The sequence below is a fragment of the Pseudonocardia sulfidoxydans NBRC 16205 genome (assembly GCF_007989085.1).
GTDB classification, from domain to species: Bacteria; Actinomycetota; Actinomycetes; order Mycobacteriales; family Pseudonocardiaceae; genus Pseudonocardia; species Pseudonocardia sulfidoxydans.
Genome location: NZ_BJVJ01000027.1, coordinates 37,253 through 59,902, shown reverse-complemented (window position 1 = coordinate 59,902; position 22,650 = coordinate 37,253). Strand labels below are relative to the sequence as shown.

Here is a 22,650-nt window from a genome sequence, read left to right as displayed (position 1 = left end):
CAGGTCACTCCAGACACCGCGAGCCCGGACTGTGTGCACCGTTTCGCGCCTGGACGCGGCGTGTCGACCAGTCTTTCGAGTGAAGAACGCGCGGGAGGGCACCGGGACGGCCCACCCGGCTTGACCCGACGACGGAGCGAGGCGCATGATTACTCTCCGTATTGATCAGCTGGCTCACGGGTGGCCGCGGAAGCGGGGGGCACCGACCGGGGGCGGCTGGCACGGCGGGCAGGCGGAGGGGCCGGCCCGGCCACGCACGACCAGCACACGGACGTCGGTCCCGCGGCCGGACGTCCAGCGAGAGGGGATCGCCACATGGGCGACTACGCCAAGGCGCTCGGCAGCAAGCTCCGCGCCATCCGGCAGCAGCAGGGTCTGTCGCTGCACGGCGTCGAGCAGAAGTCGGGTGGCCGGTGGAAGGCCGTCGTCGTCGGGTCCTACGAGCGCGGCGACCGCGCCGTCACCGTGCAGAAGCTGGCCGAGCTGGCCGACTTCTACGGGGTGCCGGTCGCCGAGCTCCTGCCCGAGGGCCGGGTGCCGTCGGGTTCCGAGCCCGCCACGAAGATCGTCATCAACCTGGAGCGGCTGCAGCAGCTGCCCGCCGACAAGGTCGGGCCACTCGCGCGGTACGCGGCGGCCATCCAGAGCCAGCGCGGCGACTACAACGGCAAGGTCCTCTCGATCCGCGCCGAGGACCTCCGTTCGCTCGCGATCATCTACGACAAGACCCCCGGCGAGCTGACCGACCAGCTCATCGACTGGGGCGTGCTTCCCCCGGAGGCCCGCCCGGCGCACCGCGTCGACTGACGGCTCTCCCCCGCACAGAGCCCGATTTCCACACTGCGCCGAGTTCGACACCAGACTGCTCCGCACGACCTCGGGAGCAGTCTCGAGTCGAACTCGGCGCTGTCGTTGCGGCGTCAGGCGACCGCTGCGGCCGGGCGGCGCGCCGCGACGCGCATCGACACCAGCGCGAGCAGCACACCGACCGCCGCGAGAGCCGCGCCCACCGCCGACGGCGCCCCCAGGCCGAACCCCGCTGCCAGGACCACCCCGCCGAGTGCGGCGCCGATCGCGTTCGCGATGTTGAACGCCGAGTGGATCGCCGCCGACGCGAGCACCGGCGCATCCCGCGCCGCGTCGAGCACGACCGACTGCACGGCCGGGATCAAGGCCAGCCCGAGCAGGCCGACGCCGAACACCACGAGCGCGGCGAGCCAGCGCGTGTGCAGCGCGACGACCGCGACCGCCAGCAGGACCGCCTGCGCCGCAAGCAGTGCGGCCATGACGCGACGTGGATCGACCCGGTCGGCGAGCCGGCCCCCGAGCACCGTCCCGAGCGTCATGCCCAGGCCGAACACGCCCAGCAGGACCGGGACGGCGCCCTCGCCGAACCCGGCGAGACCCGTCATCACGGGCGCGATGTAGCTGTAGAACGCGAACAGCCCGCCGCAGCCGAGCACGATCATGCCCAGGACCAGCAGCACCGCGGGCTGCCGGAACACGGCTAGCTCCGACCCGAGCCGCGCCGGGGTACCGATGCCGGTACGCGGCACCAGGATCGCGATGCCCGCGACCGACGCCAGCGCCACGACGACGATCACCGCGAACGCGATCCGCCAGCCCACGACCGAGCCCAGTGCCGTCGCGGCGGGCACCCCGAGGACGTTGGACACCGTGAGCCCGAGGAACACCGCCGCGATCGCCCGCGCCCGGCGTTCCTCCGCCACGAGCGACGCCGCCACCAGCGACGCGACACCGAAGAACGCCCCGTGCGGCAGCCCCGTGAGGAACCGCAGCGCGACCAGCACCCCGAACGACGGGGCGACCGCGGCGAGAGCGTTGCCCACCGCGAACATCCCCATGAACAGCATCAGCATCCGGGTCCGGGGCAGCCGCAGGCTCACCGCCGTCAGCAACGGTGCGCCCACGACGACACCGATCGCGTAGGCCGTCACGAGCATGCCCGCCGCCGGGACCGAGACGTCGAGGCCCTGCGCGATCTGCGGCAGCAGGCCCATGACGGCGAACTCGGTCAGGCCGATGGCGAACGTGCCCAGCGCAAGGGGCAGGATCGCGATGCGCAACAAGGACTCCGGGGGTCGGTGGGGCCCGCCGGAGCGACCCGGCGGCAGGCTGCCCGTCCTCGCGCCGGCCCGTCGTCCACGCTAACCCCGCACGTGCGCCCCGCGGTGTCCGGCCCGTCACGTCCCCGGGTCGTCCGGCTCCCGCACCCGATCATGTCGCCGAGTTCGACATGGCGCTGGTCCGATCATGGTCGGGGCCAGTGTCACGTCGAGCTCGGCGCCTCATCGGGGTCGCCGGCCGGACTCCCGTTCGGACAGGACCGCCGCGAGGCGGGTGTGTCCGGCGTGCTCGGCCCAGCCGGCCGGGGTCGCGTCGAAGCGCGCGTCGCGGAGCGTCGGGTCGGCCCCGCGGTCCAGCAGCAGAGCGGCCAACGGCTCGTCGCCGCGGAACGCCGCCTCGTGCAGCGCGGTGTTCCACCGCTCGTGCCCCCCGGCGTCGCCCCGGCCCGAGGTGTCCACCGGAACCCCCAGCTCGAGGAGCAGCTCCACCGCGCGGGGCCGGCCGTCGGCGGCCGCGACGACGACCGCCCCGGCGTGCTCGGCGACGACCTGTGCCCGCACGCCGGCCGGGGCCGCCGCCACCGCCGCCGCGTCGCCGGACAGCGCGGCGGCCAGCAGGGCGTCGACCGGGGTCAGCTCGGGGCGCCGGGCACCGTGCGCGACGAGGACGTCGACGATGTCGGGGTAGCCGAGGCGGGCGGCGGTCCCCACGACCGACGTGTCCGCCGGCCGGCGACCCCCTTCTGCGCCGACACCGTTGCGCGCCAACAGTTCGACGCGCGCCGTCATGCCGTGCAGGACCGCCCAGTCGAGCTGGTCGGCCAGCATCCGCGCCGGCGTCGGCAGGGTGTGTCCCAGCCGGGCCTGCCACACCCCGCCGTCGCCCCGTCCGAGACCGTGCGCGAACAGCAGCTCCAGGTGCGCGTCGTCGGCACCGAACATGCGGTTGTAGAGGGTCTGCGCGTCGTTCGGGTCGGCACCGCGCTCCAGCAGCAGCGTGGCGAGCGGCTGCTCGGCCGGGTGCCGCGGCTGCGCGACGGGCCCACCCTCGCCCTCGCCGAACACCCCGGTGAGCACCGTGAACGGCGACGGCAGCCCGTGCCAGAGCCGGCCCGCATCGGGGTCGGCGCCGTGGTCGAGCAGGATCGTCGCCGCCTCGACGACGGAGGCGACGTCGATCCGCGGGTCGTGACGGGCGTAGGCCAGGTACATCAGCGGCGGCCACCGGTTCGGCCCACCCTCCCGGTCGGCCGTGTCTGGCCCCGCGAGCCGGCGCAGCGCGGCGACGTCGGCGGTCGCCGCGGCCGCGTGCACCGACGCCGACCCGAGCTCCGGGTGCGCGCCGAGCAGCGCGGCCGCCGCCCGCACGTGGGCCGGGTCGTCACCGTCGTAACGCAGGCAGGCGAGCGACAGGAAGTCGTCGACGGGATCGGCGCCCGCCGGAGCGTCACCGGTGGGCGGCACCCACGTCAGGCGCAGCACCGTCTCGACGTGGCGGACCAGCGGTGGCCAACCGTCGAACCCGTGCATCCGGGCCAGCACCAGCTGGGCCAGGTGCAGCGGGACGTCGCCGCCGGCCCGGTCGGGCGCCCAGCGGGCCACCAGCTCCAGCGCCCGGGCGTCACCGGCCCGGGCGGCGCGGCTCAGCTCACGCGCGCGCAGGCGCAGCTGACCGAGATCGGGATCCTGCGGGAGCGGAACAGGGGTGGGCACGGTGGCCTCCTCTCACCCGCCGGGGTCCGCGTACCGGGGGCTCGGGAGGAGGGTGTGCGGCACACGCATCCACGCGAGGACCTCCCAGGTGGGCTCAGCCCTGCCCGCGGACCCGGTGGCGCCCTGGCACGCCGGGCGCGACGCTACCAGCCGGTCCCCCGTGTGGACCCCGGGAAAGACGGACGCCCACGTCCGGCCGGGGCCGGGACGCGGGCGTCCGTGGAGAGTGCGTGTCAGCGCGTGGCGCGCAGCTGCTCCGCGATGTCGGCGATCCGGCCGAGGACACCGTTGAGGAACCGCGGCGAGTCGTCGGTCGACAACGTCCGCGCCAGCTCGACGGCCTCGGTGATCGCGACCGGGTCGTCGATCTCGTCGACCCACAGCAGCTCGAACACGCCGATCCGCAGCAACGAGCGGTCGACCGCCGGCATTCGCGCGACCGTCCAGCCCTCCGCGTGCTCCGCGAGCAGCTGGTCGATCCGGTCGCGGTGCTCGACCACGCCCTGCACCAGCAGCGCCGCGTAGTCCGAGACGGGCGGCGCGTCGTCGGTCTCCCGGCGGTCGGCGAGCACCTGCAACGGGTCGTCGCCACGCGCCTCGGACTCGAAGAGGATGTCCAGCGCGCGTTTGCGTGCCTTGGTGCGGGCCCTCACGTCAGGAACTGACGCGGCCGAGGTACCGGCCGTCGCGGGTGTCGACCTTGACCTTCTCGCCCGTGGTCACGAACAGCGGGACCTGGATCTCCGCGCCCGTCTCCAGCGTGGCCGGCTTCGTGCCACCGGTGGACCGGTCGCCCTGCAGGCCCGGGTCGGTGTGGGAGATGACCAGCTCCACCGACGTGGGCAGCTCGATGAACAGCGGCACGTCGTCGTGCAGGCTGATCTGCGCGACCTGGTTCTCCAGCAGGTAGTCGGCGTTGCCGCCGACGGCCGACGCCGGGATGTTGAGCTGCTCGAACGTGTCGCCGTCCATGAACACGAAGTCCTGGCCGTCGCGGTACAGGTAGGTCATGTTGCGGCGGTCGACCGTCGCGGTCTCGACCTTCGTGCCGGCGTTGAACGTCTTGTCGACGACCTTGCCCGTCATGACGTTCTTCAGCGTCGTGCGGACGAACGCGCCGCCCTTGCCCGGCTTGACGTGCTGGAACGCCGTGACCGACCACAGCTGGCCGTCCAGGTTGAGCACCAAGCCGTTCTTGAGGTCGTTGGTCGTGGCCACGTGCGGATGACTCCTACTGTCGAAACGGGGCGAGCGAGGAAACACTGCGCTGCCGGGAGGGCGGGCCCGGCCGGAACCGGGCCCCGGGCGGACCGCTGATCGACGCCGCCGCGAATGCCGGGGAACAGGATAGCGCCGCGCCGGGCGTACGGACGCGACGGCCCTGGTCGGCGACCCGCCCCGGTCCGCGGACCGGTCCGCTCAGACCTCGACGAGCTCGTGCGGGGCGAGCGTGAGCGGCTCGGTGCCGCCGTCGAGCACGGCGAGGGTGTCCTCGATCCGGACCCCACCACGGCCCTCCAGGTAGACGCCCGGCTCGACCGTCACGACCATGCCCGCGGCCAGCTCACCCGCCCCGCCCGACGACAGCCACGGCGCCTCGTGGATCTCCAGACCGACGCCGTGCCCGAGACCGTGGACGAACCGCTCCCCCTGTCCCGCCGCGACGACGACGTCGCGTGCCGCCGCGTCGACGGCGGCCACGGCCGCGCCGGGGGCGAGGGCGGCGCAGCCCGCACGCTGGGCCCGCGCGACCAGGTCGTGCAGGTCGCGCTGCCAGCCGGCGGCCGGGCCGAGGACGAACGTGCGCGTCGTGTCCGAGTGGTAGCCGTCGACGATCGCCCCGAAGTCGATCTTCACGAGGTCACCGCGGCGCAACGGGGCGTCGGTCGGGCTGTGGTGCGGGATCGCCGAGTGCGCACCCGCGGCCATGATCGTCTCGAACGCAGGGCCGCTCGCGCCGTGGCCGCGCATCCGGTTCTCCAGGTCGAGCGCCACCTCGCGTTCGGTGCGGCCCGCCGCGATCCCGCCCGCGGCGACCAGGTCGGCCAGGGCGGCGTCGGCCACCGCGCACGCCGTGCGCAGCGCCGCGATCTCCACGTCGTCCTTCACCGCGCGCAGCCCCGGCGTCAGGCCCGGGGCGCGGACGAGCTCCACCCCCTCCGAGGCCGCGTCGACCGCGGTGAGGCCGTCGACGGTGACGACGTCGGACTCGAACCCGAGGCGTGTGATCCCCAGCCCCGGCGCCCGCCGCGCCAGCGCGAGGACGCTGCCCCGGTCGACCACCGTCTCCAGGTCGGGGACCTCCTCGGCCGACTGCGTCACATACCGGCCGTCGGTGCAGAACCGGCTGCGCGCCTCGCCGTCGGCGGCGACGAGCAGCGCCGCGTTGGAGCCGGTGAAGCCCGTCAGGTAGCGGACGTCGACCAGCGCGGTGACCAGCAGCGCGTCGACACCGGCCGCGCCCAGCAGCGCCCGGAGGCGGTCGCGGCGCGCCCCGAACGGCCGCACGACCTCACGCCCCGCTGATCGCGGCGTAGGCGCGCTCGATCAGCGCCGCATCGGGCCCTTCGAGGCGGCCCGGCGTCGCGAGGCCGTCGAGGACGACGAACCGCAGCATCCCCGCGCGCGCCTTCTTGTCGCCCGCCATCGTCGCGACCAGCTCGGGCAGCACACCCGGCTCGTAGGTGACCGGCAGCCCGATCGAGGTGAGGACGCTACGGTGCCGCTCCACCGTCGCGTCGTCGAGGCGCCCCGCCGCGCGGGCGAGCTCGGCGGCGAACACCATGCCGACGCTGACCGCCGCGCCGTGGCGCCACGTGTACTGCTCGCGCCGCTCGACGGCGTGCCCGAGGGTGTGGCCGTAGTTGAGGATCTCGCGCAGGTGCGACTCGCGCAGGTCGGCGCCGACGACGTCGGCCTTGACCCGGATCGCCCGCTGCACCAGCTCGGGCAGCACCTCGCCCGTCGGGTCGAGCGCGGCCACCGGGTCCTTCTCGACCAGGTCGAGGATCACCGGGTCGACGATGAACCCGGCCTTGACGACCTCGGCCATCCCCGCCGCCAGCTCGGGCGGCGGCAAGGTCTCCAGCGTCGCCAGGTCGACCAGCACCGCGGCCGGCTCGTGGAAGGCACCGACGAGGTTCTTGCCCGCCCCGGTGTTGATACCCGTCTTGCCGCCGACCGCCGCGTCGACCATCGCGAGCAGGGTCGTCGGCACGTGGACGACGTTCACCCCGCGCATCCAGGTGGCCGCGACGAACCCGGCGAGGTCGGTGACCGCGCCGCCGCCGAAGCCGACGACGACGTCGCGCCGGGTCAGCCCGACGGTGCCGCACACCTCCCAGCAGTACCCGGCGACGGCCAGGGCCTTGCCCTCCTCGGCGTCGGGGACCTCGACGCGGTGTGCGTCGAGCCCGGCGGCCTCCAGGCTCTGGCGGACCTGCTCGGCCTCGTCGGCCAGGGGTGGCTGGTGGACCAGCACGACCGTGCGCGCCCCCGTGCCGCTGACGACCTCGGGCAGCATCCCCCGGACGCCGCGGCCGACCACGACGTCGTAGGGCCGCTCGGCCGCGACGTGGATGCGGACGGGCTCGGCGGTGCTCACGGGGTCCTCCAGAGGTCGTGCGGGACGATCGGGCCGGGGCGACCCGGCCGGGGTCAGTGACTCGACGGGTCGCGGACGAACGGGTCGGGCAGGGCGACGCCGTCGTGCGGGGTGGGCTTGTCGAGCGGGTCGTCGGCGACCGGCTCCGGCTCGGGGGTGTTCTCCCCGAGCGCGGCCAGTACCGCGGTGGCGACCTGGTTGGCGCTGCGCTTCGCCGTGTCGACCGTGACCATCGCGACCTCCGCGTACAGCGGGGCGCGCGCGTCGAGCAGGGCCTTGAACGTGGCCCGCGGGTTCACCCCCGCCAGCAGCGGCCGCGCCGTCGACATCCCGGTGCGGCGCATCCCGTCGGCCAGCGACACCGTGAGCGCGACGACCCGGTGCCCGCGCAGCACCTCCCGGGTCTCCGGGGCCAGCACCGCGCCGCCGCCGAGGGCGAGGACCCCGCAGTCGCGGCCGAGGGCCTCGGCCACGACCTCGCGCTCCATCGCCCGGAAAGCGGGCTCGCCGTCCTGGGTGAACATGTCGGAGATCGCCTTGCCGGCGCGCTCCTCGATCAGCGCGTCCGCGTCGGTGAACGCGACACCCAGCCGGCGTGCCACCACCTTGCCGACGGTGCTCTTGCCGGACCCGGGCGGTCCGACGAACACGACGACCGGCCGGCCCTCGCTCACCCCTCCGCCCCGAAGGTCGGCGCCGCCTGCTCGTAGGAGCGCAGGTTGCGGGCGGTCTCGGCGATCGAGTCACCGCCGAACTTCTCCAGCGCCGCGTCGGCCAGCACGAGGGCCACCATCGCCTCGGCGACGACCCCGGCCGCGGGGACCGCGCAGACGTCGGAACGCTGGTGGATGGCCTGGGCCGGCTCGCCCGTGGCGACGTCGACGGTGCGCAGCGCCCGCGGGACCGTCGAGATGGGCTTCATCGCGACGCGCACGCGGACCGGCTCACCGTTGGTCATGCCGCCCTCGATGCCGCCGGCGCGGTTGCTGAGCCGGTCGACCGGGGCGCCGGGGACCATCTCGTCGTGCGCGACGCTGCCGCGGCGCCGCGCGGTGCGGAAACCGTCGCCGATCTCGACGCCCTTCATCGCCTGGATGCCCATGAGCGCGGCGGCGAGCCTGGCGTCGAGGCGGCGGTCGGAGTGCACGTAGGAGCCGACGCCGACGGGCATGGCGTAGGCGATGACCTCGACGACCCCGCCGAGGGTGTCGCCGTCGGTCTGCGCCGCGTCGACCTCGGCGATCATCGCCTCGGCGGCGGCGGGGTCGACCGCGCGGACCGGGTTGGCGTCGACCTTCTCGAGGTCGTTCGGGCCGGGGACGACGTCGTCGGGCGCCTCGGCGGCACCGAGCGCGACGACGTGGGACACGATGTCGACACCGAACGCCTGCTTGAGGAACGCCTTCGCGACGGTGCCGAGCACGACGCGCGACGCCGTCTCCCGGGCGCTGGCGCGCTCGAGGACCGGCCGGGCGTCGTCGAAGCCGAACTTGGTCATGCCGGACAGGTCGGCGTGACCGGGACGCGGCCGGGTGAGCGGCGCGTTGCGGGCACGGTTGGCGATCAGCTCCGGGTCGACCGGGTCGGCGGCCATGACCGTCTCCCACTTCGGCCACTCGGTGTTGCCGATGCGCACCGCGACAGGGCCGCCCTGCGTGAGACCGTGGCGGATGCCGCCGATGATCTCCAGCTCGTCGGCCTCGAACTTCATCCGGGCGCCACGGCCGTAGCCGAGGCGGCGCCGGGCCAGCTCGGCCGCGATCTCCTTCGACGTGACCTCGACGCCGGCGACCATGCCTTCGAGCACGGCGACCAGGGCCGGACCGTGCGACTCCCCTGCGGTGATCCAACGCAACACGCCGACCATCCTCTCACCCGCCCACCTGCACTCACGCCGCGGTCGTCCCTGCTGTGCGCCGGGGTCAGCCGGGCGGCCCGGCACCGGTGACGACGGCGAGCGCGCCGCCGACCATCGCGGGCCCGAAGGGCACCTCCACCCCGCGTGCCCGGCCCACGAGCACGGCCGCGGCGACGGCGTGGACCGCGCCCAGGACCGTCGTCGTGACACCGGCGAGGGCGAGCGGGGCCCAGCCGTCCCGGCCGGCCGCGGCGCCGAGGCCGGGGGCGAGCGCGCAGTCCCCGCCACCGATCCCGCCCCGCGTGAGGGCGCGGAGCAGCAGCAGGACCCCGGCGGCCACTCCCGCGGCGGCGACGGCCCGTCCCGCCGCGGCGGGATCGTGGCCGGCGGTGAGCAGCAGAGCCACCCCCGCACCGGCGGCGGTCGCGGCGGTCAGCGGCGCGGGGAGCCGGTGCACGGCGGCGTCGACGGCGACCAGCACGATGCCGCACAGCACGACCCAGCAGCCGAGCACCGCGGCCGGCCCGTCCCGCGCGGCCGTGACGACGCCGCATGCGAGCGCGGCCACGATCTCCACCGACGCCGCGGGTAGGCCGACGGGCACCCCGCAGCAGCGGCTACGGCCGGAGACCGCAGAACCGCCGAGGGGCGCCGCACACCGTGGGCACGTGGACCGGCGCGCTCCGGGCCCGGGCACGGCGTGCCGCACGATCGCCGCGCGCAACCACGGCCCCGCACAGAACCCGGCCACGCCGGCGAGCGCCATTCCGTCGATCCTCATGCCGTCGATCATCGAGGCTCTCCCCGCGCGCAGCGGCCCGAGCAGCGTCGCCTGTGGACGGTTCCGCGGCATGTGGACAACCGCCCGGGACACCGCACGCAACCTCACTGCTGTGAAGCGGCGCCCGCACGACCGTGAGGTTGCGCGCGGACCATGGCGCGCAACCTCATCGCCGGCCGACCCCCGCCGCGACGACCATCGGGTTGCGCGCGGCCGGGGACGACCCCGCCCGGCGACACGTCCGGAATCGTCGGTGCCGTGTGCTACCCGGCCGCCGGGGCCAGCGTTCCGGGCGTGGCCGACGACGACGCACTCCTCGCCCTGATCGTGCAGGGTGAGCACCCTGACTGGGACGACTACCGGTCCGCGATGGTCGCGGAGCGCCGCGTAGCTGACGCTGCCGCTGGACCGGGTCTACGGCTGGGGCGGCATGCGAGCGGAGCCTTCCGGGCCCTGGTCCTCGGCGGGGCGGCCGAAGAACCCTGCGGGCGGTACGGGTGACGGGGTCGCCGTCCGGTCGGTGACGACGGCCGCGGTCCGGGTGAACCGCCGCAGCTCCGCGCCGTGGCGCACCGACGACGGGAACGGGTCGCCCGCGCAGGCGCGGGCCAGCTCGGCGAGCGGCAGCTCGGTGTGCGAGGCGAGCAGCACCAGGTTGCCGAAGCGGCGGCCGTGCCAGACGTCGGACGCGGCGACGACCCCGCGGTGGCCGAACACCGCGGCGACGGTGGCGACCTGGCCACGGACGAACCCGAGCGGACCGCCGTCGGCGAGGTTCACGGCGAGCACCCCGCCGGGGGCCAGCGCGCGGTCGACGAGCGTCGCGAACTCGACCGACGTCAGGTGCGCGGGGATACGGGCGCCGGCGAACACGTCGACGACGACGAGGTCGGCGGCCCCGGCCGCCAGGGCGAGGGTCTCGGCGCGGGCGTCGCCGATACGCAGGTCGAGCAGCGCGTCGTCGGCGGGGAGGCGGGTCCGGACGAGGTCGGCGAGCGCCCCGTCGAGCTCGACGACGGTCTGCGGCGACCCGGGCCGGGTGGCGGCGACGTAGCGGGCCAGGGTCCACGCGCCGCCGCCGAGGTGGGCGACCCGCAGCGGGGCGCCGGGCGGGGCGAGGGCGTCGACGACGTGCCCGAGGCGCCGGACGTACTCGAACTCCAGGTGCGTCGGGTCGTCGAGGTCGACGTGGGACTGGGCGGTGCCGTCGACGAGCAACGTCCACGACGAGGGCCGGTCGGGGTCGGACACGAGCTCGGCGAGGCCGTGGTCGACCTCGGCCCGCACGACGAGCGACGCGCCGCCGGGCGTGCCCGGTGCATCGGTCACGTCAGATCGCACCGTCGGCGATCGCCTGCCGGATGTTGGCCTGGTGCTCGGCGAGCGTCGTGCCGAAGCAGGAGGTCCCGTCGGGCTTGCAGCGCACGAAGAACAGCCACGGCCCGGGCTCGGGTCCGAGCGCCGCTGTCATGGCCGCCTTGCCGGCGGCCGCGATCGGGGTCGGGGGCAGGCCGGCGACCGCGTAGGAGTTGTAGGGGCCGACGCGGGCGCGGGCCTCCGCGGTGGTGCGCAGGGCCTGCACGTCGAGCGGGTAGTTGACCATCGAGTCGAGCTCGAGGCGCTGGCCCGCGGCGAGCCGGTTGTAGACGACGCGCGCCACCCTCGGCATGTCCGGCGTGATGCCTTCCTTCTCGACGAGCGAGGAGATGATCAGCGCCTGGTAGGGGGTGACGCCGCTGCGGGCGGCCGCGTCGCCGATGCCGGCGGCCTCCAGGCGCGGGACTGACGCGGCGAGCAGCTCGCGCCACACGTCGGGGGCGGCGGTGCCGGGGGCGATGTCGTAGATGCCCGGCGAGACCAGGCCCTCGAAGCGGCGCGCCGGCTCGGCCTTGCGGATGTCCTCGAGCGCCCAGGTGGGGGCGCCGAGCTCGCCGGGGTCGGTCTGCTCCATGGTGGAGCGCAGGTCGTCGACGCTGACGCACCGGCGCTGCCCGTCGATCTGCCCGCAGCTGGCCTGCGAGATGAGGCTGATCACGCCGGGGGCGGTGGCGCCGTCGGGTGAGCGGGTGTCGTCGAGCTGGGTGCCCCCGCGGACCTCGAGGCGGCCGACGCGGGCGGCGGGGTCGACGAGGCGGGCGACGGCCGACTCGGCCGACATCTGTCCGCTCATCTGGTAGTAGCCGGGCTGGATCGCGAGGATCCGGGCGTCGTCGGCGGCGGCACCGGTGAACGCGCCGGAGCTGGCGACGACGCCGCGACGGGTGAGCATCTGCCCGATCTGGCTGGTCGAGTCGCCGGAGACGACCTGGACGATGACGTCGCCGGTGCCGGTGCCGTCGTAGTCCTTGTCGAAGAACGAGGAGCCGACGACGTAGGCGCCGCCGCCGACGACGCCGAGGAGCACGACGGCGGCGAGGACGAGGACCCCGATGCGGCGGCGTCTGCGGGTGACGGCCTCCCGGCGGGCGGTCCGCGCGGACGTGCCGGCGGTGCGGCGGGGCCCGACCCGGGCGTCGTCGTCGGAGGGGGAAGAGGTGGTCGACGAGGACGCGCTGGTCGCGGAGGCGGCGGCTGCGACGCGGCGGGTCCCGTCGGTGCGGGGGCCGGTGCCGGAGTCGGCGCGGGAGTCGGCGCGGGAGTCGGAGCTGCGCGAGGACCGGACCGGCGCGTCGTAGCTGTCGTAGGGGTCGTCGTGGCCGGTCGCGGCGGCCTGCAACGTGGTGTCGTCGGACGAGCGGCGGGGACGGACATGGCGCGCGCGGACGGTCTCGGCGACGGCGTCGGGCGGCGGGACCGGCTCGGGGGCCCGCCGGGGTCGGCCCGGATCGCGCGGCGCGTCCGCGGCGCGGCGGCGCCCACCGGTGCGGGGGGCGGACGGGTCGTCGGGACGGTTGCGGCGGACGGCCGGGACCCGGTCGGTGCGCTGCTCGGTCTCGTTCTCGGGGCGCCTGCGACGGCCCGGCGGCGGGACCGCACCACGACGGCCCTGGTCGGGGTCCCCGGAGCGGGCCGGCCGGTGGGGCTCGCCCTGGCCTGGGGTGCGCCGGTCGTCGCCACGGGGGCCGACACGGCGCGGCCCGGGGGGCGGCGCCCATCCCGTGTCGTCGCGCCACTGATCACGCTCGCCCCGCCCCGGCACCCGGCGGGGCGGGCGGGCGTCGTCGTGGCCGTCCATCCCGCCGGTCACCGGGTACGACCGCAGCGGCGGGAGCGGACAGGCGTGGTCACGAGGCCCGACAATACCGACGGCACCTGTGTGCCGGACGCGGTCGCCTCCCGGCTCGCCGCGACATCCGGCACGAACCCGGCGATCCGGCCCCGTTCACCGGCTGCCGGCGGCTCACCGGCGGCAGCGTCTCACCGGCTGCGGCGGCTCACCGGCTGCGAGCGGCTCACCGGCTCCGGGCGTCGAGCCACCCCTGCAGGATCGCGACGGCGGCGGCCTGGTCGACGACGGCGCGCTGCCGCTTGCCCTTGACGCCGCGCTCGCGCAGCTGCCGGGTGGCGACGACCGTCGTGAGCCGCTCGTCGGAGAACTCGACCGGCACCTCCAGCACCGACGAGAGGTCCTCGGCGAACGCGCGCGCCGCCTGCGCCGCAGGGCCTTCGGCACCGGCGAGGGTGCGGGGCAGCCCGACGACGACCTGGACGACCTCGTGCTCCGCGACGAGTGCGGCGATCTCGCGCAGGTCGGAGCCGCCGCGGTCGCCGGGCTCCCGGAGGTCTCGGGCGACGGTGACCAGCGGCGTCGCGATCATGCAGTCGGGGTCGGACAGCGCCACCCCGACCCGGACGGCGCCGACGTCGACACCGAGGCGTCGGCCCCGCCCGGGAGCGGCTGCGGTCACGCGTTCGCGAGTGCGGCGCGCAGCGCGGCGATCGCGTCGGGGACGCCGGCGGGGTTCTGCCCGCCGCCCTGCGCGAGGTCGGGCTTGCCGCCGCCGCGGCCGCCGACGGCCGCGGCGAACGACGGGATGAGCTTCCCGGCGGCGAGGCCGCGGTCGCGTGCGGCCGCGGTGGTGGCCACGACGAACGACACCTTGTCGTCGTCGGCGCCGAAGAGGGCGACGACGCCGGGGCGCTCGCCGAGGCGGGCACGGACGTCGGAGGCCAGGGCGCGCAGGTCGTTGCCGCTGACCCCGGCCGGCGCGGCGACCGCGACGAGGGCGATGCCGCCGACGTCCTCGGCGCCGTCGGCGAGCGCACCGGCGGCACCGAGCGCGGCGTCGGCGCGGTGCTTCTCGAGGTCGCGCTCGGCGGTGCGCAGCCGCTCGACGAGCGCGGCGATGCGGTCGGGCAGCTCGTCGGGGCGGGCCTTGAGCTGGTCGGAGATCTGGGACAGCAGCAGGTGCTCGGTGGAGACCTGGCGCAACGCGTCGTTGCCGACGAGCGCCTCGACGCGGCGCACACCCGAGCCGATGGAGGCTTCGGAGAGGACCTTGACGATGCCGATCTCGCCGGTGCGCCCGACGTGGGTGCCACCGCAGAGCTCGCGGGAGTAGTCGCCCATGTCGACGACGCGGACGCGGTCGCCGTACTTCTCGCCGAACAGCATCATCGCGCCGAGGGTGCGGGCCTCGTCCATGGAGGTCTCGTACGTCTCGATCTCGCGGTTCTGCTGCAGGACCGTGTTGACCTCCTCCTCGATCTCGGCGAGCGCCGCGGCGGGCACGGCACCGGTCGGGGAGGTGAAGTCGAACCGCAGCCGGCCGGGAGCGTTGAGCGACCCGGCCTGCGCGGCGGCGGCGCCCAGCGCGCCGCGGACACCCGCGTGCACGAGGTGGGTGGCGGTGTGGGCGCGCGAGATCGAGGCGCGGCGGGCGACGTCGATCTCGGCGACGACGGCGTCGTCGACGGCGATGGTGCCGGCCTCGACGGTGCCGCGGTGCACGCGCAGGCCCGCGACCGGGGACTGCACGTCGTCGACGCGGACAATCGCGGACCCGGCGCGCAGCACGCCGTGGTCGGCCTGCTGACCACCGGACTCGGCGTAGAACGGGGTGCGGTCGAGCACGACCTCGACCTGCTGTCCCTCCGACGCGGCGGGCACGGCCACCCCGTCGGCGACGAGGCCGACGACGGTGCCCTCGGCGGTGAGGTCGGTGTAGCCGAGGAACGTGGTGGTGCCGTGGGCGTCGAGCAGCGGGCGGTAGACCGACCCGTCGTGGTGGCCGGTCTTGCGCGCCTTCGCGTCGGCCTTGGCGCGGGTGCGCTGCTCGGCCATCAGCGTGGCGAACCGGTCCTGGTCGACCGACAGCCCGGCCTCGGCGGCCATCTCCAGCGTCAGGTCGATCGGGAAGCCGTAGGTGTCGTGCAGCGCGAACGCCTGGTCGCCGGCCAGCGTGGTGCCGCCCGCCTTGCGGGTGTCGGCGACGGCGGTGTCGAAGATGCGCGAGCCGGCGGTCAGCGTCTGCAGGAACGCCTCCTCCTCGGCGCGCACGACCGCGGAGATGCGCTCGAAGTCGGTGACGAGCTCCGGGTAGGAGGGGGCCATGACGTCGCGCACCACCTCGGCGAACGAGCCGAGGACCGGCTCCTGCACACCCAGCAGCCGCGACGAGCGCACGATGCGGCGCAGCAGCCGGCGCAGCACGTAGCCGCGACCGTCGTTGGACGGGGTGACGCCGTCGCCGATGATCATGACGCCGGAGCGGGCGTGGTCGGCGATGACGCGGAAGCGCACGTCGTCGGAGTGCGAGGCACCGTAGCGGCGGCCGGAGAACTCCTCGGCGCGGGCGATGACGGGCCGGACCAGGTCGGTCTCGTACACGTTGTCGACGCCCTGCAGCAGGTAGGCGACGCGCTCGACGCCCATGCCGGTGTCGATGTTCTTGGCGGGCAGCTCACCGATGATCGGGAAGTCGTCCTTCGTCCCCCCGGCGGCCCGCTCCTTCTCCATGAAGACCAGGTTCCAGATCTCCAGGTAGCGGTCCTCGTCGACGACCGGGCCGCCGTCGCGGCCGAACTCCGGCCCGCGGTCGTAGTAGATCTCCGAGCAGGGTCCGCAGGGGCCGGGGACGCCCATCGACCAGTAGTTGTCGGCCATGCCGCGGCGCTGGATGCGCTCCGTGGGGATGCCGGCGATCTGCTGCCACAGCCGGACGGCCTCGTCGTCGTCGAGGTAGACGGTGACCCAGATGCGGTCGGGGTCGAACCCGTAGCCGCCGTCGGACGTCGGCGAGGTGATGAGGCGCCACGCGTGCTCGATGGCGCCTTCCTTGAAGTAGTCGCCGAAGGAGAAGTTGCCGGCCATCTGGAAGAAGGTGTTGTGCCGCGTGGTGCGGCCCACCTCGTCGATGTCGCCGGTGCGCACGCACTTCTGGATCGATGTGGCCCGCGGGTAGGGGGCCGGCGCGTCGCCCAGGAAGTACGGCTTGAACTGGACCATGCCGGCGTTGACGAACAGCAGGGTCGGGTCGTCGAGGATCAGCGACGCGCTGGCGACGCGGGTGTGGCCCGCGCCGGTGAAGTGGTCGGTGAAGCGGCGGGCGATCTCATGGGTCTGCACGGGAACAGCTCTCTGCGTGGTGCGGTCGGTGGGCCGTGGTCGGGCAGGACGCGACGCCCGGGACGGGTCAGCGTCTTGCCCGGCGCGCTCGCTGCGGGCGCGACGCGGGGTCCTCGGCGACGGCGTCGGCGAACGTGGGGACGGTCTGTCCGGTGCGGCGCTCGACCATGTCGGCCAGCTCCTGTTCGCGCGACTCCATGCCCGCGCGGACCTCGGCGCCGAACGCGCCCAGGCCGGCACCGAGCTCGCGCAGCCCGTCGGCCAGGTTGGCCCCGACCCCGGCCGGGGTGAGGCTCTGCGCGGCGCGGGTGGCGCGGCGGCTGCCGTACACGCCCGCCGCGACGCCGACGCCCAGCCAGAAGAGGCGCTTCACTTGCGGCCCTTCCGGGTCCCGGCCGCGGCCTTGCCGCTGCGGCGGGCCTTGATCGCCTTGTTGACCCCGTAGGAGAACGCGGCGGCGCGCACGAGGGGGCCGCCGAGGGTCGCGGTGAACAGCGACGACAGGACCGACACGTTGGCGGTGACGGTGCGGGCGCCCGCGGTGATGCCGTCGACGCGCTCGAGCTGGGTGTTGACCTGGTTCAGCGTGGTGTGCGCGTCGGAGAGCAGCGGTGCGCTGCCCTCGTGGGCCTTGCGGATCGCGACGGTGGCCTCGTCGAGCGTGCGGCCCAGTTTGAGCAGCGGCACCGCCACCAGCAGGACCAGCACGACGAACGCGCCGGCGGCGATCAGCGCGGCGATCTGACCAGCCGACACGTGTCCTCCTGACCCGGACGACGAGGGCCCGGTGACGATGGTGGGTGATCGTCGCCAGGCTACTCCCCGACCGGGTCCGGCCTCAGCCGACCCGGAAGTCCGGCTCCCCCTCGACGCCGGGCTCGGCGGCGGCCGCGGCGACGGCCCTGCCGAGCGGCGAGCCGGCTACCGTCGCGGCGGCCTCGTGCTCGACGAGGACCTGGCGGAGCCGGGTGAGCGCGCGGTGCTGGGTGACCCGGACGGCGCCCGGCGTCGACCCGACGGCGTGCGCGGTCTCCTCGGCCGACAGGCCCACGGCGACGCGCAGCACGATCACCTCGCGCTGGCGCGGGGTGAGGGTGTGCAGCAGCTCGCCGAGCCGCTCGCCCAGTTCGACGGCGAGGGCGCGGTGCTCGGGACCCTCGGCCCCCGACACCGAGTCCGGCACGTCGGGCACCGGCTCGGACCGGTTGCGGCCGATGGCCCGGAACGCGTCGGTGACCTTGTGCGCGGCGATGCCGTAGACGAAGGCGCGGAACGACAGCCCCTTGACCGTGTAGTTGGGCAGCGCGCGGACGACGGCGAGGCAGACGTCCTGGGCGACGTCCTCGGCCGCGCCGACGACGCACTCCTGGCGGCCGAGGCGGGCCCGGCAGTAGCGCAGCACCATGGGGTGGATGACGGACAGGAGCGCGTCGCGGGCCCGGGTGTCGCCGCCGACGGCGTCGCCGACGAGGGCCTCGATCATCTCGGCGGGCCCGTGGGGCTCGTCGTCCGCGGCGTCCGTGACACCGTCGTCGGTGACAGCGTCGTCGGCGACGGCATCGGTGACGGCGTCGTCGGTGACAGCATCGGTGACGGCGTCGTCGGTGACAGCATCGGTGACGGCATCGTCGGTGACAGCATCGGTGACGGTGTCCGGCACGACCACGGAGACGCGGTCCGGTTCCGGGGCGCGGGGCGCCGGGATCGACACCGCGATCACGGGACCGAGGGCATCGGGACCGAAGGTGTCGGGGCCGAGGATGTCGGCGTCGACGACGTGGGCGTCGAGGAGCGGCAGTGGAGCGGCCGCTGCGGTGGTCATCGCGGTGCGGCGGCGGTGGCCGCGCGCGTGAGGTCGAACATGGGGGTCCCCTCCCTGCACCGGACCGCGCCGGCTTCCCCACCGGCGCGATTCGAGAGATGCGTCCGGGCTCCGACCCGCGGCAGGGGTCGACGCAACCCGTAGTACGCGAAGGACGTCCCGACAGACCGGTCCACACACCGCGGTCCCCCGACCGCCGGCGAGCGAGGCCTCCCCCGTTCGGTTCCGACACGCTCCGCTGTGCCCTGCACGAGCGCATCGTTCAGCTCTCACCTACAGCTCCGTATTCTGGGTGAATGCCGAGTTGGAGTCAAGGGTACTTGGGCCCGAATTGGTTACGCTGAGTGCAATGATTCCGCCACGCGACCCCCATTCGTAGGATCCGCGCGCCCGCGCCGCGGCCACGAAGCGCAACCGAACGCGCCGGGCGCTGCTGGATGCGGCCGACGCGGCGTTCACCGCGCGCGGCTGGGCACGGACCCGGATCGAGGACGTCGCCACGACCGCCGGGGTGAGCCCGGCGACGGCCTACAACCACTTCCCCGCCAAGCACGCGCTGATCGCGGAGGTCTACGCCCCGCTGATCGCGCCGCTCGTCGCCACCGAGCAGGCCCGCGCCGCGAACGGCGACGACACCACCGACACCGATCCGGCCACGCTGCTCGTCGAGCAGATCCGGGCACTTGCGCGCGTCTGTGTCCGCAACCGCGGACTCACAGCGGCCTACTGGGCCGCGGTCCAGGACTACGCGGTGCGCGTCGAGGCGCCTCCGGAGCCCGACGACGAGCAGGACCCGCGCACGATCGCGCCCGTCGCCGACGTCCTGCACGACCTGGTCGAACGTGGTCAGGCGGCCGGCGAGCTGCGGCCCGACCCGTCCGCGGACACGCTCTGCCCGATCCTCGTCGACATCCTGCTGACCCGCATCGCGCTGTACCCGGCCGAGACGGCCGAGCCGCTCACGCGCCTGGTCGCGGGCCTGGCCCTGGGCGTGCTGGCCCCGGAGCGCGTCGCCGACTGACCGTCGCCGACCGCGTCGCCGTCCGACCGACCGCCGTCAGCCCCGGCGGGAGCGGTCGCGGCGCATGTCCGACAGCACCTCGCCCATGACGCGCACCGCGGTGCGCAGGTCGTCCTCGGAGATCACCAGCGGCGGGGACAGCCGGACGGTCGCGCCGTGGGTGTCCTTCACGAGCACCCCGCGGGCGCACATCCGTTCGCAGACGTCGCGCCCCGAACCGAGTTCCGGGTCGATGTCGACGCCCGCCCACAGCCCGGTGTGACGGAACGTGACGACGCCGCGACCCACGAGCAGATCCAGTTCAGTGCTCAACAAGTGACCGAGGGTCACAGCTTGACGGAGCAACGACCCTTCCGCCAGAAGGCCGATCACCACCCTGCCGACGGCCGCGGCGAGCGGGTTCCCGCCGAACGTGCTGCCGTGCTGGCCCGGCTTCAGGACCCCCATGACAGCCTCGTCGGCCACGACCGCGGACACGGGCAGGATGCCGCCGCCGAGGGCCTTGCCGAGCAGGTACACGTCGGCGTCCACACCGCCGAGGCCGCGGGTGGCCAGCACGTGGCCGGTGCGGCCCAGCCCGGACTGCACCTCGTCGGCGACGAACAGGATCCCGGCCTCGGTGCACGCCGCGCGGACCTCGGCCAGGTAGCCCGGCGGCGGCACGACCACGCCGGCCTCGCCCTGCACCGGTTCGATCAGCACCGCGACCGTGTCGGGGCCGATCGCGGCGCGCAGCGCGGCGGCGTCGCCGTGGGGCACGACGTCGAAGCCGTCGGGGAAGGGGCCGAACCCGTTGCGCGCCTCGGGATCGGTGGAGAAGCCGACGATGCTGATCGTCCGGCCGTGGAAGTTCGCGGCGGCCACGACGATCCGCGCCCGGTCGCGCGCCACACCGCGCACCTCGTAGCCCCACTTGCGGACGAGCTTGAGTCCCGACTCGACGGCCTCGGCGCCGGTGTTCATCGGCAGCACCATGTCCTTGCCGACGAGCGCGGCCAGCTCGGCGCAGAACGGGCCGAGCCGGTCGTTGCCGAACGCGCGGCTGGTCAGGGTCAGCCGGTCGAGCTGGGCGTGCGCGGCCGCGAGCAGGTCGGGGTGGGCGTGGCCGAAGTTGAGGGCGGAGTAGCCGGCGAGGCAGTCGATGTAACTGCGGCCCTCGACGTCGACGACCCGGGCGCCGCTGCCGTGGGAGAGGACGACCGGGAGCGGGGCGTAGTTGTGGGCGGAGTGCGCGGCGAGCAGGGCCTCGTGGTGCGCGGTGGCCTCACCCGGGCCGGCGTGCTGGTGCGGGGTCGTGAGGGTCATGGCGGCGCCTCCCGTCGTCGTCCTCCCACGCTAGGAACGGCCCGGACGTGCCACAACGCCGCGATGTTGCCCATCCGCGCGGGATCGTTGCGCGCTTCCCCGGCGCGGCGGTGGATCGTTGCGTGGCCGGTCAGACGGCCCGCGGGCCCGCCCCGCGGCGCAGCAGCGGTGACAGCACCAGCACCGACTTCGTGCGGGCGACGAACGGCTCCGCCCCGATCCGCTCGAGCACCCGCTCGAAGTCGCGCATGTCGGCGGCCAGGATGTGCAGCAGCGCGTCGGCCTCGCCCGAGATCGTGCTCGCGTCGACCACCTCCGCGTGCTGCTCGACCGCGGCCCGGATCGTCTCCGGCGGGGTCGACGAACGGCAGTACAGCTCGACGTAGCCCTCGACGGTCCAGCCCAGCGCGGCCGGGTCGAGCGTCACCGTGAACCCGGTGATCGCCCCGCCCTCGCGCAGCCGGTCGACGCGCCGCTTCACCGCCGACGCCGTCAGCCCCACCCGCGCTCCGAGGTCGGCGTAGCTGCGCCGCGCGTCGGCGACGAGCAACGCGAGGAGCTGCTCGTCGAGCCGGTCCAGCCGCATCGGCCCATCATCGGCCACGATGTGCCCATGGTGTCCCCCACCTTCAGGGTCGATTCCGAGGTCGGCACGCTCCGCCGCGTCGTCGTGCACCGGCCCGGGCTGGAGCTCAAGCGGCTCACCCCCGGCAACAAGGACCGGCTGCTGTTCGACGACGTGCTGTGGGTCGCGCGGGCGCAGGCCGAGCACGACCGGTTCGTGGCCGTGCTGCGCGAGCGCGGCATCCGGGTGGACCTGTTCGGTGACCTGCTGCGCGCGACGCTCGCCGTCCCCGCGGCCCGCAAGTACGTGCTCGACACCGTCGTCGACGACCGGGTCTACGGGCCGCTGGCCGTCGACGGGCTGCGCGCCTGCATGGACGAGATGGACGTCGACACCCTGGCCGAGCACCTGGCCGGCGGGATCACCAAGCGGGAGGTGCTGGAGCGGATCCCCGAGCCGGCGTCGATGGCGTTCCACGTCCTGGGCCTCGACGACTTCGTCCTCGAACCGCTGCCCAACCACCTGTACACGCGCGACACGTCGGTGTGGGTCCACGGCGGGGTGGCCGTGAACTCCATGCGGCGCGAGGCCCGGATGCGCGAGACCGTGCACTGGGAGGCCGTCTACCGCTGGCACCCCGAGTTCGCCGCCGCCGACTTCGCGACCTGGTCCGACGGTGCCGCCGACGGCCCGGCGACCGTCGAGGGTGGCGACGTGCTCGTCGTCGGCGGGGGCGCGCTGCTCGTCGGGCTGTCGGAGCGAACCACCCCACAGGGGGTGGAACGGTTGGCGCGCAGGCTGTTCGCCGGTGGTGAGGTCGACCGGATCGTGGCGCTGCGGCTGCCGTCGTCACGGGCGCAGATGCACCTCGACACCGTCATGACGATGGCCGATCCGGAGACGCTCGTGACCTACGCCGGGCTCGGGGAGCTGCCCGCCTACACGGTCCGGCCCGGGGCGCGTCCCGACGCGATGCACGTGACCGACCATGCGCCGCACCAGATGTACAGCGCCATCGCCGCCGCGCTGGGCGTCGCGACGCTGCGGGTGCTGACCGCCGAACAGGACGTCCACGCCGCCGAGCGCGAGCAGTGGGACGACGGGTGCAACGTGCTCGCCGTCGCGCCGGGGGTCGTCGTCGCCTACGAGCGCAACGTCACCACCAACTCCCACTTGCGGCGCAACGGCATCGAGGTGCTGGAGATCCCCGGCGGCGAGCTGGGCCGGGGCCGGGGCGGGCCACGCTGCATGAGCTGCCCGCTGCTGCGCGACCCCGCCTGAACCACGCCCCGCCGGCGTCCCGCGCGAACCCGCGAGCAGCGCCGGCGGCCACAACGGGTGACGAACCCGACCCGGACGGGCACCGGGCGTGACCACGCCCGCCGA

At 74.8% G+C, this 22,650-nt stretch carries 20 protein-coding genes and 1 pseudogene; 3 read left to right on the top strand and 18 right to left on the bottom strand.

Annotated elements, in window-relative coordinates:
- The first annotated feature begins 315 nt into the window (after positions 1-315).
- Entirely contained in the window at positions 316-807 is a 492-nt protein-coding gene (gene bldD, locus PSU4_RS14945) for a transcriptional regulator BldD (RefSeq protein ID WP_098960170.1), read from the top strand.
- Positions 808-920: 113 nt separating this feature from the next.
- On the opposite strand, the gene PSU4_RS14940 is transcribed toward bldD, so the two are convergent.
- The 16 genes and pseudogenes from PSU4_RS14940 to shbA form a co-directional block, all read right to left on the bottom strand.
- Positions 921-2,087 (bottom strand): MFS transporter, encoded by a 1,167-nt coding sequence (locus PSU4_RS14940; RefSeq protein ID WP_147108243.1) that lies wholly within the window; start codon positions 2,085-2,087, stop codon positions 921-923.
- Between the two features lie 222 nt (positions 2,088-2,309).
- Entirely contained in the window at positions 2,310-3,800 is a 1,491-nt protein-coding gene (locus PSU4_RS14935; protein ID WP_222596268.1) for an ankyrin repeat domain-containing protein, read from the bottom strand.
- A gap of 233 nt (positions 3,801-4,033) precedes the next feature.
- A complete protein-coding gene (gene nusB / locus PSU4_RS14930; RefSeq protein WP_147108240.1) occupies positions 4,034-4,453 on the bottom strand; it encodes a transcription antitermination factor NusB in 420 nt (139 codons plus the stop codon).
- A gap of 1 nt (position 4,454) precedes the next feature.
- The gene (efp, locus tag PSU4_RS14925) at positions 4,455-5,018 is read right to left on the bottom strand and encodes an elongation factor P (RefSeq protein ID WP_147108237.1); all 564 of its coding nucleotides are present in this window, start codon (positions 5,016-5,018) and stop codon (positions 4,455-4,457) included.
- Positions 5,019-5,219: 201 nt separating this feature from the next.
- The gene (locus PSU4_RS14920) at positions 5,220-6,308 is read right to left on the bottom strand and encodes a M24 family metallopeptidase (protein ID WP_147108234.1); all 1,089 of its coding nucleotides are present in this window, start codon (positions 6,306-6,308) and stop codon (positions 5,220-5,222) included.
- A 4-nt stretch (positions 6,309-6,312) separates the two neighbouring features.
- Positions 6,313-7,404: a 3-dehydroquinate synthase gene (gene aroB / locus PSU4_RS14915; RefSeq protein ID WP_246115127.1), complete on the bottom strand. Its 1,092-nt coding sequence runs from the start codon at positions 7,402-7,404 to the stop codon at positions 6,313-6,315.
- Between the two features lie 53 nt (positions 7,405-7,457).
- Positions 7,458-8,078 (bottom strand): shikimate kinase, encoded by a 621-nt coding sequence (locus PSU4_RS14910; RefSeq protein WP_147108231.1) that lies wholly within the window; start codon positions 8,076-8,078, stop codon positions 7,458-7,460.
- Entirely contained in the window at positions 8,075-9,262 is a 1,188-nt protein-coding gene (gene aroC, locus PSU4_RS14905; protein WP_222596267.1) for a chorismate synthase, read from the bottom strand. Before aroC ends, PSU4_RS14910 begins: the two co-directional genes overlap by 4 nt.
- A 64-nt stretch (positions 9,263-9,326) precedes the next feature.
- Positions 9,327-10,043 (bottom strand): prepilin peptidase, encoded by a 717-nt coding sequence (locus PSU4_RS14900; protein WP_186816954.1) that lies wholly within the window; start codon positions 10,041-10,043, stop codon positions 9,327-9,329.
- A gap of 414 nt (positions 10,044-10,457) precedes the next feature.
- Positions 10,458-11,372: a spermidine synthase gene (locus tag PSU4_RS14895; protein WP_246115126.1), complete on the bottom strand. Its 915-nt coding sequence runs from the start codon at positions 11,370-11,372 to the stop codon at positions 10,458-10,460.
- 1 nt (position 11,373) lies between these two features.
- A complete protein-coding gene (locus tag PSU4_RS32350) occupies positions 11,374-13,230 on the bottom strand; it encodes an endolytic transglycosylase MltG (RefSeq protein ID WP_246115125.1) in 1,857 nt (618 codons plus the stop codon).
- A 205-nt stretch (positions 13,231-13,435) separates the two neighbouring features.
- On the bottom strand, positions 13,436-13,891 hold the full coding sequence (gene ruvX, locus PSU4_RS14885; protein ID WP_147108222.1) for a Holliday junction resolvase RuvX: 456 nt from the start codon (positions 13,889-13,891) through the stop codon (positions 13,436-13,438).
- On the bottom strand, positions 13,888-16,551 hold the full coding sequence (gene alaS, locus PSU4_RS14880; protein WP_147108219.1) for an alanine--tRNA ligase: 2,664 nt from the start codon (positions 16,549-16,551) through the stop codon (positions 13,888-13,890). The genes ruvX and alaS overlap by 4 nt, the downstream gene beginning before the upstream one ends.
- Positions 16,552-16,618: 67 nt before the next feature.
- Positions 16,619-16,924: a hypothetical protein gene (locus PSU4_RS14875; RefSeq protein ID WP_147108216.1), complete on the bottom strand. Its 306-nt coding sequence runs from the start codon at positions 16,922-16,924 to the stop codon at positions 16,619-16,621.
- Positions 16,921-17,307, bottom strand: coding sequence for a DUF948 domain-containing protein (locus tag PSU4_RS14870; RefSeq protein ID WP_147108213.1), 387 nt, complete (start codon positions 17,305-17,307; stop codon positions 16,921-16,923). Before PSU4_RS14870 ends, PSU4_RS14875 begins: the two co-directional genes overlap by 4 nt.
- A gap of 181 nt (positions 17,308-17,488) precedes the next feature.
- Positions 17,489-18,034, bottom strand: a pseudogene (gene shbA, locus PSU4_RS14865) (RNA polymerase sigma factor ShbA); the annotation flags it as partial.
- Between the two features lie 769 nt (positions 18,035-18,803).
- Here shbA and PSU4_RS14860 point away from each other — a divergent pair.
- On the top strand, positions 18,804-19,394 hold the full coding sequence (locus PSU4_RS14860) for a TetR/AcrR family transcriptional regulator (protein ID WP_147108210.1): 591 nt from the start codon (positions 18,804-18,806) through the stop codon (positions 19,392-19,394).
- A gap of 36 nt (positions 19,395-19,430) precedes the next feature.
- On the opposite strand, the gene rocD is transcribed toward PSU4_RS14860, so the two are convergent.
- Positions 19,431-20,699, bottom strand: a complete 1,269-nt coding sequence (rocD, locus tag PSU4_RS14855; protein ID WP_147108209.1) for an ornithine--oxo-acid transaminase — start codon at positions 20,697-20,699, stop codon at positions 19,431-19,433.
- A 130-nt stretch (positions 20,700-20,829) separates the two neighbouring features.
- The gene (locus tag PSU4_RS14850) at positions 20,830-21,285 is read right to left on the bottom strand and encodes an Lrp/AsnC family transcriptional regulator (RefSeq protein ID WP_147108207.1); all 456 of its coding nucleotides are present in this window, start codon (positions 21,283-21,285) and stop codon (positions 20,830-20,832) included.
- A 27-nt stretch (positions 21,286-21,312) separates the two neighbouring features.
- Between PSU4_RS14850 and PSU4_RS14845 the strand changes: the two genes are divergently transcribed.
- The gene (locus PSU4_RS14845; RefSeq protein ID WP_147108204.1) at positions 21,313-22,545 is read left to right on the top strand and encodes an arginine deiminase; all 1,233 of its coding nucleotides are present in this window, start codon (positions 21,313-21,315) and stop codon (positions 22,543-22,545) included.
- The last annotated feature ends 105 nt before the right edge of the window (positions 22,546-22,650 follow it).